Below are 13,114 nucleotides of genomic sequence, written 5' to 3' on the forward strand. Positions count from 1 at the left end.
GCGCCCGACGTGATCGGTGCCGGGAGTCTCAGCCGATGCGTTCGGCGCCGGTGTAGACGTTGCCGGTCTCGCCCCGCAGGAACCCGACCAGCGTCATCCCGGCCTCCTCGGCCAGCTCCACGGCCAGCGACGACGGCGCCGACACCGCGACCATCGCCGGCACCCCCGCCATCACCGCCTTCTGCACCAGCTCGAACGACGCCCGCCCGGAGACCATCAGCACGGTCCCGGTGGCCGGGACCCGCCCGGCCATCAGCTCGTGGCCCAGGACCTTGTCGACGGCGTTGTGCCGCCCGACGTCCTCGCGCACCACGAGCGCCTCGCCGTCGGCGGTGAACAGCCCCGCCGCGTGCAGGCCGCCGGTGGAGCCGAACACCTTCTGCTGCTCGCGCAGCCGGTCCGGCAGCGACACCAGGACGTCGCGGCGCAGCTCCAGCGGGTCGGCGGCGGGGGAGTAGCGGGTCTTGAGCTTCACCGCGTCCAGCGAGGCCTTCCCGCAGACCCCGCACGACGACGTCGTGTAGAAGTTGCGCTCCACCGACGGATCCGGCGGGGCGACGCCGGGCGCGAGGTCGATGTCGAGCACGTTGTAGGTGTTGCGGCCCGCATCGTCGACGGAGTCGCAGTAGCGGGCGCTCGACAGGTCGTCGGCGGAGCCGATCACACCCTCGGTGAGCAGGAAGCCGTGCGCGAACTCGACGTCGTGGCCGGGCGTGCGCATGGTGACGCTCAGCGGACGCCCGCCGACCCGGAGCTCCAGCGGCTCCTCGGTGACGAGGGTGTCCGGGCGCGAGCGCGAGGTGCCGTCCGGGCCCAGGCGCAGCACCGGGCGTCGCACGGTCAGCCGGCCCATCTCGTTCCCCCGTCCTTCGTCGACGCGTCGCGTCGTCGCCCTCCAGGGTAGGAGCCCGCGCGGCGCCGCGCCCTACGATCCACCGCGTGGGCGTGGAACGGCGTGTCGGAGCCGGGATCGTGGTCGCGGGCGGGCGCTCGTCGCGGATGGGATCGAACAAGGCGTGGCTGGACTGGCACGGGGTCCCGCTGCTGTCCCGGACGGTCGCACTGCTCGGACGGGCGCTGGACGGGCCGGTCGTCGTGGTGCGCGGCGCCGGTCAGGAGCTGCCCGAGCTGCCGGCCGGCACCGAGGTCGTCGACGACCCGGTGCCCGACCGCGGCCCGCTGCCCGCGATCGGGGTCGGCCTGGCCCGGGTGGCCGACCGTGCCGGCGCCGCGTTCGTGGCCTCGGTCGACATCCCCCTGCTGCGCCCGGAGTTCGTCGCCGCCGTGCTCGGTGCCCTCGACGACACCCACGACGTCGTCCTGCCGGTCGCACACGGGCACCACCAGCCCCTCGCCGCCGCTTACCGGACGTCACTGGCCCCGACGATCGCCGAGCTGGTCGAGGCCGGGATCGGGCGCCCGCCGTCGCTGTTCGACCGGGTGCGCGTCCTGCGGCTGGAGGAGGCGGGACTGCTCGCGGACGCGGAGCTCGCCCGCGCCGACCCCGGGCTCGAGTCGCTCACCAACGTGAACACGCCCGGGGAGTACGAGGCCGCGCTGGCCCGGCCGTTCCCCCACTGAAAGGAGTGGACGACGGCGAGGCGGTTGAAACGGGTGTTGCCAGTGTGTGACGGTGGCCACCGGGGCGCCTATCGTGGTCCCTGCACCGCAGTTACACCTGGAGGTCGACGATGCCCCGCCGCCGCAACCGCGTACGCCACGTACGGATCACCGAACCGCTGGTCCGGGAGAACGGGGAACTCCGGCCCGCGAGCTGGGACGAGGCGCTGACGCGCGCCGCGGCCGGTTTCCGCGGCGTCGCGCCCGAGCAGTTCGGCATGTTCAGCTGCTCGAAGGCCACCAACGAGATGAACTACACCGCGCAGAAGTTCGCCCGGGCGGTGATGGGCAGCAACAACGTCGACAGCTGCAACCGAACTTGACACGCTCCCAGTGTCGTCGGTCTGACGACTGTCTTCGGTGCCGGCGGCGGCACCTCCGCCTACGTCGAGGCGGAACACGCCGACCTTCTGATCCTGTGGGGCTCGAACGCGCGTGAGACCCACCCGATCTTCTTCCACCACGTGCTGCAGGGGATCGAGCGCGGCGCCCGGATGTACTCGGTCGACCCGCGCCACACCTCGACCGCGCACTGGGCGGACGCCTGGCTCGGGCTCGACGTGGGCACCGACATCGCGCTGGCCAACGCCGTCGGACGCGAGATCATCCACGCCGGCCTGGTGAACCGCGCGTTCGTCGACCGGGCCACCACCGGGTTCGACGAGTACGCGGCCACGGTCGAGCCGTACACGCTCGAACGCGGCGAGGAGATCACCGGCGTCCCGGCGGAGACGATCCGCGAGCTGGCGCACGCCTACGCCCGCGCCGACCGCGCGCAGATCTGCTGGACACTGGGCATCACCGAGCACCACAACGCCGCCGACTACGTGTTCGCGCTGATCAACCTGTCCCTGCTGACCGGGCACGTCGGCCGGTACGGCTCCGGCCTGGTGCCGCTGCGCGGGCAGAACAACGTGCAGGGCGGCGGCGACATGGGCTCCATCCCGGCGAAGCTGCCGGGCGGCTACGACGTCGGCGACGACGACGCCCGCGCGCGTTTCGAGACGGCCTGGGGCGGCCGTCCGATCCCGCCGGAGCCGGGCATGCACCTGTCGCAGATGTTCGAGGCGATGGAGCGCGGCGAGCTCAAGGCGCTGTACTGCATCGGGGAGAACCCGGCCGAGTCCGAGGCCAACGCCACCCACGCGCGGGCCATGCTCGAGGGCCTGGACTGCCTGGTCGTGCAGGACATCTTCCGCACGGCCACGGCGGAGCTGGCCGACGTCGTGTTCCCGGCGACGGCGGACTGGTGCGAGTACGAGGGCACCGTCACCAACTCCGAGCGCCGGGTGCAGCGGGTGCGCAAGGCGATCGAGCCGCCGGGCATGGCGCGCCCGGACACCCACATCATCTGCGACCTGGCCACGAAGCTCGGCCAGGACTGGGGCGAGCCCACCGCGGAGGAGGTCTGGGACGAGCTGCGGTCGGTGTCGCTGAACTGGCACGCCGGCATGAGCTACGCCCGGCTGGAGGAGCTCGGCGGCATCCAGTGGCCGTGCCCGTCCGAGGACCACCCGGGCACGCCGCTGATGCACGACCGGCTCTGGTCCGACGACCCCGACGAGCTCGGGACGCCGGCCCCGTTCACCCCGGTCGAGCACGTCGCGCCGATCGACGCCCTGGACGACGACTTCCCGATCCGGCTCACCACGGTGCGGGTGCTCGACGCCTACAACTCCGGCGTGCAGACCGGCGGGTACTCCTCGCCGCTGCGCCGCCGGGAGTCGCTGCGGATGGACGCCGCCGACGCGGCGTCGCTCGGCATCGCCGACGGCGACCGGGTGCGTGTGGTCTCGCGCCGCGGCGCGGTCGAGGCACCGGTGTCGGTGGACGCGTCCCTGCGGCCGGGACTGGCGTCGTTCACCCCGCACTTCAGCGAGGAGGTCGACGTCAACGTCCTGACCAACGACGCGTGGGACCCCAAGTCCGGTACGTCGGAGTTCAAGGCGACCGCGATCCGCATCGAGAAGGTCTCCGGGGTTCTTCCGGTGGCCGGGCAATAAGGGAGTACGCGTGGATCTGCACCTGTCGGAGGCGGCACCGAGCACGGTCGAACGGGACGCCATCGACACCGCGTTCGCCGCGCTCGCGGCGCCCGCACCGCGGAGGCCCGGGTCGAACGGCTCGGGGTCGAACGGTTCGGGGCCCGCCGCGGACAGGCCGACGCGGTCGGTGCACGCCGGGCACGGCGCCCGCTCGCGTCGGCACCTGCTGCTGCCGGTGCTGCACGCCGTGTCCGACGCCGTCGGGTGGATCTCCGAGGGGGCGCTGAACCACATCGCGGTCACGCTGTCGGTGCCGCCGGCGGAGATCTACGGTGTGGCGACGTTCTACGCGATGTTCTCCGTCGAGCCGCGCGCGCCGCGGGTCGTGCACGTCTGTGACGACGTGGCCTGTGGCCCGTACGGTGGCGAGGAGATCATCGCCGAGCTGGAGCGCGAGCTCGGCCCGGCGGCGGAGTCCCCGCATCTCGACGCCGCACCGGCCGGGGGCGGGGAGCCGCCGTCGGCCTGCTGGGTCCGCAGCCCCTGCCTCGGCCTGTGCGAGCGCGCCCCGGCCGTCATGCACCAGCGCGCCGGCGAGCCCGACCTGAGCCAGGCCCCGGCCCGCGCCGTCGACGTGCTGGCCGCGGCACGGGCGACCGGCGCGCAGGTGGCCGACGACGCCGACCGGGTGTTCGCCGACGCGACCGTCAGCGCCCCGCAGACCGGGCCGCGCGGGACGCTGCCCGGCGGCGGCCCGCTGCGGCTGCTGCGCCGCGTCGGCGTCGTCGACCCCTCCAGTCTCGACGACTACCGCGCGCACGGCGGCTACCAGGGGCTGCGCCGCGCCGTCGACCTCGGGCCGACGCGCGTGATCGCCGAGCTCAAGGACTCCTCGCTGACCGGACGCGGGGGTGCCGCGTTCCCCACCGGCGTCAAGTGGGACGGCGTCTCCGGCGCCCCGGAGCGCCCGCACTACCTGGTCTGCAACGCCGACGAGTCCGAGCCCGGCACGTTCAAGGACCGGGTCCTGATGGAGGGCGACCCGTTCGCCCTGATCGAGGCCATGACGATCGCCGGGTACGTCACCGGCTCGGCGACCGGCTACCTCTACATCCGCGGCGAGTACCCCCTGGCCACCCGCCGTCTGGCCACGGCCATCGAGGCCGCGCGCTCCCGGGGCTACCTCGGCGAGGACGTCATGGGGGAGGGCTTCGCCTTCGACATCGAGCTCCGGCGCGGCGCCGGCGCCTACATCTGCGGCGAGGAGACGGCGCTGCTGGAGTCGCTGGAGGGCTACCGCGGGGAGCCGCGCAACAAGCCGCCGTTCCCGGCCGTGTCCGGCCTGTTCGGCAAGCCGACCGCGATCAACAACGTCGAGACGCTGTACAACGTGCTCGAGGTGCTCAACATCGGCGGGCCGCCGTTCGCCTCCGTCGGGGGCGGGCGCTCGACCGGGTCGAAGCTGTTCTGCCTCTCCGGGGCCGTGGCGAAGCCCGGCGTCTACGAGGTGGAGTTCGGGACGACCCTGCGCGAGCTGCTCGACCTGGCGGGTGGGCTGCGCGGGGAGATGCGCACGATCCTGCTCGGCGGGGCGGCGGGCGGGTTCGTGATGCCCGACCAGCTCGACGTGGTGCTCACCCTGGAGGGCGCCCGCGACATCGGCGCCACCCTCGGCTCCGGCGTCGTCCTGGTCTTCGACACCGACGCCGACCTCACCGGGACGCTGCGTCGGATCGCCGCGTTCTTCCGCGACGAGTCGTGCGGGCAGTGCGTGCCCTGCCGTGTCGGCACCGTCCGGCAGGAGGAGGCGCTGGCGCGGCTGGAGCGCGGGGCGCCGCTCGGGTCCCGCGAGACCGAGCTCGCCCTGCTCGAGGACCTGGCCCGCGTGATGCGCGACGCCTCCATCTGCGGTCTCGGGCAGACCGCGCCCGCGGCCGTCACCTCGGCCCTGTCCCTGGGCCTGCTCGACGCACCGCCCGCTCTGAACGGGAACCGCAACGGAAAGGTCCCGCACTGATGACGACCTCGGACCGGGCCACCGGAGACCGGACCGGCAACGGCGCACCCGGCGGGAAGGGTCCCGCCGGACCGTCCGGCGGATCGAGCTTCGCCGGTGACGTCTCCGTCGACGGCGCGAACGAGGCCGCCGGCGGGGCGGCGATCACCGCGCCGTCCGGACCCACCCCGGGCGGCACCGGCGGTGGCGGGGTCCACCCGTCGTCGGCGGTCGGCCCGACCGTCGCCGACCCGGTCGCGCCCGGCCGCACCCCCGCGGAGCGGCTGCCGACCGGCCCGGTGATGCTCGGCTCGATCAAGCGCATGGTGACCCTGACCGTCGACGGCGACGAGGTCCGCGTCCCGGAGGGCTCGACGATCCTGAACGCCCTGCACGAGGAGGGCACTCCGGCTCAAGCCGACACCCCGACCCTGTGCTGGGCGCCGAACATGGACCCGATCAACGCGTGCCGGGTGTGCGTCGTCGAGGTCGAGGGATCGCGCGTGCTCGTCCCGTCGTGTGCCCGCAAGTGCGAGGACGGGATGGAGGTCCGGACCGACACCGAGAAGGTCCGTCACAGCCGGAAGATGGTCCTCGAGCTGCTCGCGTCCTCGGCCGACATGAGCCAGGCGAGTGACGACGTCCAACGCTGGATGGGCGACTACGGCGTCGACGCCGCCCGCTACGGCCCGCCCGCACCGCCGTCGGAGGCCGGCGAGCGCGACCGCCGCCACGCCGGGCACCACCACGCCCCCGACGGCGCCGTCGCGGCGAACGTGCACCAGCCCGTCAAGATCGACAACGACCTCTACGTGCGGGACTACTCGCGCTGCATCATGTGCTACAAGTGCGTCAACGCCTGCGGCACCGACGCCCAGTTCACCTTCGCGATCGCCGCGGCGGGCCGCGGGTTCGACGCCCGGATCGCCACCGAGTACGAGGTGGAGCTGCCCGACTCGGCGTGCGTGTACTGCGGGAACTGCATCGGGGTGTGCCCGACGGGCGCCCTGAAGTCCGTCCGCGAGCACGACCTCCGGTCCGACGACGACTGGCACCCCGAGGAGGAGACGGTCACGACGACGGTCTGCTCGTTCTGCGGCGTCGGCTGCAACCTGGAGCTGCACGTCCAGCAGGGCTCGATCGTCAACGTCACCAGCCCCGCCGACCATTCGGTCACCCACGGACACCTGTGCATCAAGGGCCGCTTCGGCTTCCAGCACGTCCAGAACTACTGACCCCCGTGCGCGGATATCGCTGCCAGGGCAGCGATATCCGCGCACGACCGGCAGCGCCCCTGCACGATCCGGATGGGCACGAGATCCGGCTGTTCGGCCCGGAGCACTGACCGCTTCGCTTCTCCGTGGCCGGTCACCCTGTCGATGTGGGCGCGCAGCTCGCGGTGCACCTGCGCATCGGCGGCGACGACGAGACCGACTCCGGAGCCGACCGGGCCGCGCCCGGTCCCCGCCCGCCCGAGCTCCTCGCCCTCGATCGCATCGCCCGGTCGCCCGTCGCGCAGCACCGACCGGATCGCGTGTTCCGCCTCGAGGTCCGCGGCCGTCGCGAAGTCGTTCCCGGCCTTCGTGATGCGGGCGATCGAACCGTCCGACGTCGCCGTGATGACATCCATGCCGGCGAGGACGGCGTCGACGGCCAGGTCCGTGTCGGAGCTCTGCGTCGAGAGCATGCGTCCTCCGCGGTGGTCGCTCGCTCGGTTCGTGGTCGCCGTCGCGTCAGTCGGAGGGCGTCCTCGCCGCGCCGGTGACGTCCTGGGGTCCATCGTGCCTGGCAGGACTTGCGCCCTGCGCCGCGCCTTCGTCGAGGGCCGCCTGCCGGCGTAGCCGGTCCTGCGGCGCGCCGACGTCGCTCCGGTGACCGATGTTCGTGCCGTGCGCGAGGCGATGGATGATGCGCCGAATGGCTTCTGAGCTGCGACGACAAGCCTTGATACGAACATGCGTTCGAGTATGATTGAGGCATGTCCACCGGCCGGGTCGCCGCAGCGCACGACCGCCTCATCGAGGCCGTCGAAGACCTGCGCGCGGCCACCGCCTGGGCGAGCGACACCGATCAGATCAACGTGCTCATCGCCTGCGAAGCTGCACGTCGGCGCCTCGACCACCTCTCGGTCGGCGTGCTGGCCACGGCTGAACGCCGGGACGTGTTCACCTCCCGCGGCTACAAGAACAGCTCCGCCGCCCTGGCCGATCTCCTCGGCTGGGAGCGTTTCGAGGCGCGCCGGCATGCGATGGCCGCCGAGAACGTGGTCGGGAAGACCGCTCTGGACGGCACCGTATTGCCGCCGCGCCTGCCCGCCACGACTGAGGTGTTCGACGCCGGGCGCACCAGCCTGCGGCATGTCGAGGTCGTGGCGAAGGTCCTTGGGACCCTCGCGGCCGAACGGCTTAGTCCTGAGGTGTGGGCCGCCGCAGAAGCGCAGATCGGCGCCAAGGCCGCTGAATACACCCCGAACGAGCTGCAGGTGTGGGGCACCGCCCTGGTCGACAAGCTCGACCAGGACGGTCCCGAGCCTGACGACGACCGGCCGGAGCCGGAGGTCAACGAGCTGCGGATCGTGCGGCACCGCAACCGTCCCGGCGGGAAGATCACCGGGCGTTTCGACGACGCGGCCATTTTCGACACGATCGCCACGGTGATCGATGCGAAGTCCAAGCCCACCTCCTCGGACGAGACTCGCGAGCCGGCGCAGCGCCAGGCCGAGGCCTTGGCCGAGGTGTGCGCCTTCGCGTTGTCGCACGGTCCGACGGGGCTGGTGCCGGAGACCGGAGGGCGTCGCCCGCAGATCTCAGTGATCATCTCCTTGGAGGATCTGGAGAAGCGCGCGAAGACCGGGATGCTCGACTTCGGCGGGCGCACCTCACCGGAGACGCTGCGGATGATGGCCTGCGACTCAGCGGTCATCCCCATCGTCTTCGACGGGAAGGGGCAGCCACTCGACGTCGGACGGGCCACCCGCACCATCCCCGACGGGCTCCGCCGGGCGGTGATCGCCCGTGACCGCGGATGCGCCCACCCGGGCTGCGACCGGCCGCCGTCGTGGTGCGAGGTCCACCACGTCATCCCGTGGGAAGAACACGGCGAAACCAAGATCGACAACCTCGTGATGCTCTGCCGACAACACCACCGGTTGATCCACCATCCCGGATGGGACGTCCGCATCCGCGACGGACAACCCGAGTTCCTCCCACCGGGGTGGATCGACCCGTCCCGCACACCACGTCGCCGGCCGGCGGCGATGCCCGACATCCCGATGCCGCGGCGCAAGGACCCGTCCACCCCGCCGGCGATGTCCGACGGCGTACCGGGAGTTCGCATAGCCAACCTCGACGGTCTGTTCGACGCGTCGACCTCCTGAGGATCGGGCTGTCGCTGCCACGTCGCCGGTGCGGCCATGATCGCTCGTTGCCGTTCTCAGGCATTTCGGCGTGCCGGGCGTCCTGCAGCAGGACGGGGGCGCCCCGCTGTCCTTCGACGCCTCCGCCCGCCGGTCGGCGTGGGCGCCGGACCTCGAGCACGCGACGGTGGGGTGCGGGCATTTCATGGCTGAGGGGTCGCCCGTCGAGGTCGTCGACGCGCGGTACGGGCGCTGCTGAAGCGGTGACGCTCAGCCTCTGACGGCGTCGGGCTGATGTGCGCTGCGGCGCTGCAGGACCAGCAGCGCCGTCAGCGCGACCGCGGCCAACACGGCGACCGCGATGCAGAACACGATCCCGGCCGTCTCCAGGCCCCACGCCATCGACGCCGCGCCGACCCCGACCACGGGCAGCGAGATCGCCACGTAGAGCACCACGAAGTACGACGAGGTCACCGCGGCCCGCTGCGCCGGGTCGACCCGGGCGTTCACCGCGGCCAGGCCCTTGCTGAACGTCATGCCCTGCCCGACCCCGGCGACCAGCGCACCGATCACGAGCTCGACGAACGACGCCGTCGCCACCGACAGCCCCACCAGCAGGATGCCGACGATCAGCAGCACGCAGCCCAGGTTCAGGGTGCGGTCGACGTCCGTGCGGCGCAGCGCCAGCTGGGCCGCGGCCGACGCCCCGAGCAGCAGGAACGACATCAGCCCGGCGACGGCGTGGTTCGGGTCGCCGATCACCTCGGAGACGATCCGCGGGGAGATCGCGGTGAACAGGCCGAGCACGGCGAACCCGGCGAAGCCGGCCGTCGACGCGCTGGCGAACACGGCCCGCACCTCGGCGGGCACGGCGAGGGTCTGCGGGCGCAGTCGCGGGTGCTCGGCGCGGGTCACGGTCTCCGGGGCGAGCAGGACCAGCGCCCCGCACAGGGCCACGGCAACGGCGTGTACCGCGAACGACAGGTGCAGCGGCGCGGGCAGGAACTGGACGGCGAGCCCGGCGAGGATCGGGCCCAGGCCCAGCCCGCCGGTGTTCGCGGCGGTGGCGACGGCGGAGCCCCGCGACTTCCAGGCCTCCGGCGCGGCCTCGATGACCGCGGCGGTCGCGGCCCCGGCGAAGATCCCGGCCGAGACCCCGGACAGCAGGCGGCCGACCAGCAGCACCCAGACCGGCCCGGCGACGAGGAACACCACGGAGCTGACCAGCGAGAACGCCACCCCGGCCAGCAGCATCGGGCGCCGGCCGATCTGGTCGGACCACCGCCCGCACAGCAGCAGCGTGCCGAGGACGCCGACGGCGTACACGGCGAAGATGACGGTCTGCACGACCGGCGAGAAGCCGAGCTCTCGCTGGTAGAGCGAGTACATCGGGGTCGGCAGCGTCGCGCCGAGCATCACGACGGTGAACGTGACGACCAGGCCCGCGAACGCGGGGCCCTGCGGCAGGCGGGGAATCGGATCCTCCTTCGACGACGCCCGCACGGAAGTCGTCCTCCCGCGCGGGACGTGATCACGGTAGACCCGGATCGCGGACCCGGCCGGGTGGCGACCTCGCACAGGTTGGCGCGTCCTCGCACAGGGTCGACCCTGTGCGAGGACACCGGAACCTGTGCGAGGTGGGCCCGCCGACCGGTGACGGCCCTGGTCGGAGGGGACGACGCGGGGATCGGTGGGACTGATCCTCCCAGTAGCACAGGGGACGACGCCGGTGCCGGCAACGATCAGACGAACGGCCGAGCGGGACCGCGCAACCGGTGCAGCAGCACGCCCGGCTCCGTCGAGTCGACCGTGTCGACCTCGCGCCACCGGGCTCGGGCGTCGGCGAGGAACTCCGGGGCCAGGGGACGGCGGGGGTCGGCCAGCCAGACCTCGCCGTCGTCGCCGGTGAGGCGGGGCAGCAGGTCGGCGAGCAGGGTCAGGGCGTCGGCGCCGTAGAGCACGTCGGCGGCCAGCACGACGTCCCACGGCCCGCCGGCGAGGAGATTCTCCGGTTCGTTCCAGGCGCAGGAGGCGGCGCGCAGGCCGATGCCCGCGCGGGTGGCGGTCGCGGCGACGAAGGCGGCGGCGCCGGGGGAGCGGTCGGTGGCCAGGACGCGTCCGCCGGCGCGGGCCGCGGCCAGGGACGGCAGCCCCAGCCCACAGCCCAGCTCCAGCACCGACCGCCCCCCGACGACGATCCGCGCGGGCCCGCGCGGATCGGACCGTTCCCGCCCGACATCGCCGCCGAGCGGGACGTCACCCGCCCCGGAGCCGCCGGGGCGGGTCCCACCGGACGCGGGAGGTGCGTTCACGGCGCGGGCCAGGGCGGTCCCGGACGGCCACAGCCGGGCCCAGTGCGGTGGATGCAGCTCCTCGACCTCGGCGTCCGGGGAGCTGACGGTCTCGAACGGCAACGCGTCCGGGTCGTGCGGACGCAGCAGGGAGACCACCCCGCCGGGCAGATCCACCGGCTCGGCCACGACGTCGAGAAGGGGGTCGTCGACGTCCCGGCCGGCGGCCCGGACGATGGCGTCGACCAGCGAGGGGTCGGCCGGGCGCACGGCCTCAGATCCCGGCGCGGTGCGTCCAGCGACCACCCAGGAGCGTCCCGGCGACCGGCATCGCGCGCAGCGTCGCCGGGTCGCAGACGGCGGGGTCGGCGTCGGTCACGACGAGGTCGGCGCGGCGGCCGACCGCGATCGGGCCGTCCGGTCCGGCCGAGGCGGCGAGGGCGACGTCGCGGCCGATCTCCTGCTCGGGATGCCAGCGCTCCCGGCCGTCGGCGGTGCGGTGCACCGCCGCGGCGATCGCGATCCACGGGTCCAGCGGCGCGACCGGAGCGTCCGACCCGAGAGCCAGCCCGGCCCCGGCGGCGTGCAGCGACGCGAACGCGAACGAGCGGTGCGTGCGACCCTTCCACAGAGCGTCGGCGACGTCGCGGTCGTCGAGGGCGTGCTCGGGCTGCACGCTCGCGACGAGTCCCAGCGCGGCGAACCGGGGGACGTCGGCGTCGTCGAGCAGCTGCGCGTGCTCGATCCGCCCGCGCGCCTCGGTCGCGGCGAACGCGTCCAGGACCAGCGTGTTCGCGCGGTCACCGATCGCGTGCACGGCGACGTCGAGGCCGTTCGCGGTGGCTCGGCGTAGCAGCGGCTCGAGCTCCGACGGCGGGACGAGCAGCATCCCGCACGGGTGCGCCGAGCCCTCCAGACCGGGGTAGGGGTCGTGGCAGTAGGCGGTGCGGGTGTTCAGCGACCCGTCGGTGACGATCTTCAGCGGCCCGGTGGTGAGCAGCCCGCCGGTACCCGGAACGACGTCCCCGGTGTGCAGGCGGCGTGCGATCGGGTCGTCGAGGCGGCTCGGCCACACCGCGGCCACCACCCGCAGCGCGTCCGCCCCGGCGGCGATCCGCCGGGCCCAGGCGTCGAGCGGCCACGGCGCCTCGAAGTCGACGATCCCGACCACGCCCCGGGCCGCGGCCGCGTGCACGGCGTCGGCGGCGAAGGCGTCGAGCCGGTCGGCGGGGACGTTCTGCAGGGCCGTGGTCAGGGCGAAGAAGTCGGACTCGCGGACCATGCCGGTCGGGTGGTCGCGGTGCCCGTACCGGGCCAGCGCCGCCGAGTTCAGCCAGCCCTGGTGCAGGTCCCCGGACACCAGGACGACCGGGGTGTCGCCGGAGACCGGGTCGAGCAGGTCGCGGTGCGCGGGCTCGGGCCACAGGGCGTCGCGGAACCCGTAGCCCATCAGCGTCTCGCCCGGGGCCGGCGGATCGGTGCGCAGCCGTTCCCCGACGAGCGCGACCGCCTCGGCGGCCGAGCGGGCCCCGGACACGTCGGTACGGCGCCGGGCGAGCGACCACTGGTCGGCGTGCACGTGGTTGTCCCACAGTCCCGGCGCCACCGTCCGGCCGTCGAGGTCGACGACCTCCGCACCGGCCGCGGAGAGACCGGGCCCGACGGCGGAGACGAGCCCGTGCTCGATCCGGACGTCGACCGGGTCACCGGAGCGGGCCCAGCCCTGCGGCCCGCCGAGGACGCGGGCACCTCGCAGCAGGACGGCCCCGGTGGTCGTGCGTGGATGACGCTGCTCCGACGGTGACGTCCGCGCGCCGGGCACGTCGCCCGTCCCAGGCTCGTGTCTCATCCCAGGCTCGTGTCTCAT

The 13,114-nt window shown here is 73.5% G+C and carries 11 protein-coding genes; 6 read left to right on the forward strand and 5 right to left on the reverse strand.

The window, feature by feature from the left end:
* Positions 1-28: 28 nt before the first annotated feature.
* Positions 29-853: a formate dehydrogenase accessory sulfurtransferase FdhD gene (gene fdhD / locus EV383_RS16225; RefSeq protein WP_130290694.1), complete on the reverse strand. Its 825-nt coding sequence runs from the start codon at positions 851-853 to the stop codon at positions 29-31.
* Positions 854-939: 86 nt separating this feature from the next.
* Between fdhD and mobA the strand changes: the two genes are divergently transcribed.
* The 4 genes from mobA to EV383_RS16245 all read left to right on the forward strand — a co-directional run bounded on the left by mobA (position 940) and on the right by EV383_RS16245 (position 6,836).
* On the forward strand, positions 940-1,581 hold the full coding sequence (mobA, locus tag EV383_RS16230; RefSeq protein ID WP_130290695.1) for a molybdenum cofactor guanylyltransferase: 642 nt from the start codon (positions 940-942) through the stop codon (positions 1,579-1,581).
* 110 nt (positions 1,582-1,691) lie between these two features.
* Complete coding sequence (locus EV383_RS16235) at positions 1,692-3,623, forward strand: molybdopterin oxidoreductase family protein (protein ID WP_130290696.1); 1,932 nt, start codon at positions 1,692-1,694, stop codon at positions 3,621-3,623.
* Positions 3,624-3,633: 10 nt separating this feature from the next.
* Positions 3,634-5,622, forward strand: a complete 1,989-nt coding sequence (locus tag EV383_RS16240) for an NAD(P)H-dependent oxidoreductase subunit E (protein WP_130290697.1) — start codon at positions 3,634-3,636, stop codon at positions 5,620-5,622.
* On the forward strand, positions 5,622-6,836 hold the full coding sequence (locus tag EV383_RS16245; RefSeq protein WP_242623137.1) for a 2Fe-2S iron-sulfur cluster-binding protein: 1,215 nt from the start codon (positions 5,622-5,624) through the stop codon (positions 6,834-6,836). Before EV383_RS16240 ends, EV383_RS16245 begins: the two co-directional genes overlap by 1 nt.
* Here the strand turns inward: EV383_RS16245 and EV383_RS16250 are convergent.
* Complete coding sequence (locus EV383_RS16250) at positions 6,830-7,288, reverse strand: FIG domain-containing protein (RefSeq protein ID WP_130290698.1); 459 nt, start codon at positions 7,286-7,288, stop codon at positions 6,830-6,832. The two genes, EV383_RS16245 and EV383_RS16250, sit on opposite strands and share 7 nt — an antisense overlap.
* Positions 7,289-7,579: 291 nt before the next feature.
* Between EV383_RS16250 and EV383_RS16255 the strand changes: the two genes are divergently transcribed.
* Positions 7,580-8,977 (forward strand): HNH endonuclease signature motif containing protein, encoded by a 1,398-nt coding sequence (locus EV383_RS16255; protein WP_130290699.1) that lies wholly within the window; start codon positions 7,580-7,582, stop codon positions 8,975-8,977.
* A 70-nt stretch (positions 8,978-9,047) separates the two neighbouring features.
* Entirely contained in the window at positions 9,048-9,215 is a 168-nt protein-coding gene (locus tag EV383_RS16260) for a hypothetical protein (RefSeq protein WP_207223548.1), read from the forward strand.
* 11 nt (positions 9,216-9,226) lie between these two features.
* Here EV383_RS16260 and EV383_RS16265 read toward each other — a convergent pair whose 3' ends face one another.
* From EV383_RS16265 to EV383_RS16275, 3 genes are all read right to left on the reverse strand, one after another.
* Positions 9,227-10,459 (reverse strand): MFS transporter, encoded by a 1,233-nt coding sequence (locus tag EV383_RS16265; RefSeq protein ID WP_242623138.1) that lies wholly within the window; start codon positions 10,457-10,459, stop codon positions 9,227-9,229.
* Positions 10,460-10,698: 239 nt separating this feature from the next.
* Positions 10,699-11,517, reverse strand: coding sequence for a class I SAM-dependent methyltransferase (locus EV383_RS16270; protein WP_130290700.1), 819 nt, complete (start codon positions 11,515-11,517; stop codon positions 10,699-10,701).
* Positions 11,518-11,521: 4 nt separating this feature from the next.
* Positions 11,522-13,096: an amidohydrolase gene (locus tag EV383_RS16275; protein WP_130290701.1), complete on the reverse strand. Its 1,575-nt coding sequence runs from the start codon at positions 13,094-13,096 to the stop codon at positions 11,522-11,524.
* Positions 13,097-13,114: the final 18 nt, after the last annotated feature.

Origin of the sequence: Pseudonocardia sediminis (assembly GCF_004217185.1) — a bacterium.
Lineage (GTDB): Bacteria > Actinomycetota > Actinomycetes > Mycobacteriales > Pseudonocardiaceae > Pseudonocardia > Pseudonocardia sediminis.

Coding starts and splice junctions, on each gene's coding strand:
- fdhD (WP_130290694.1), bottom strand. CDS start 853: ATGGGCCGGCTGACCGTGCGACGCCCGGTGCTGCGCCTGGGCCCGGAC.
- EV383_RS16245 (WP_242623137.1), top strand. CDS start 5,622: ATGACGACCTCGGACCGGGCCACCGGAGACCGGACCGGCAACGGCGCA.
- EV383_RS16250 (WP_130290698.1), bottom strand. CDS start 7,288: ATGCTCTCGACGCAGAGCTCCGACACGGACCTGGCCGTCGACGCCGTC.
- EV383_RS16255 (WP_130290699.1), top strand. CDS start 7,580: ATGTCCACCGGCCGGGTCGCCGCAGCGCACGACCGCCTCATCGAGGCC.
- EV383_RS16275 (WP_130290701.1), bottom strand. CDS start 13,096: ATGAGACACGAGCCTGGGACGGGCGACGTGCCCGGCGCGCGGACGTCA.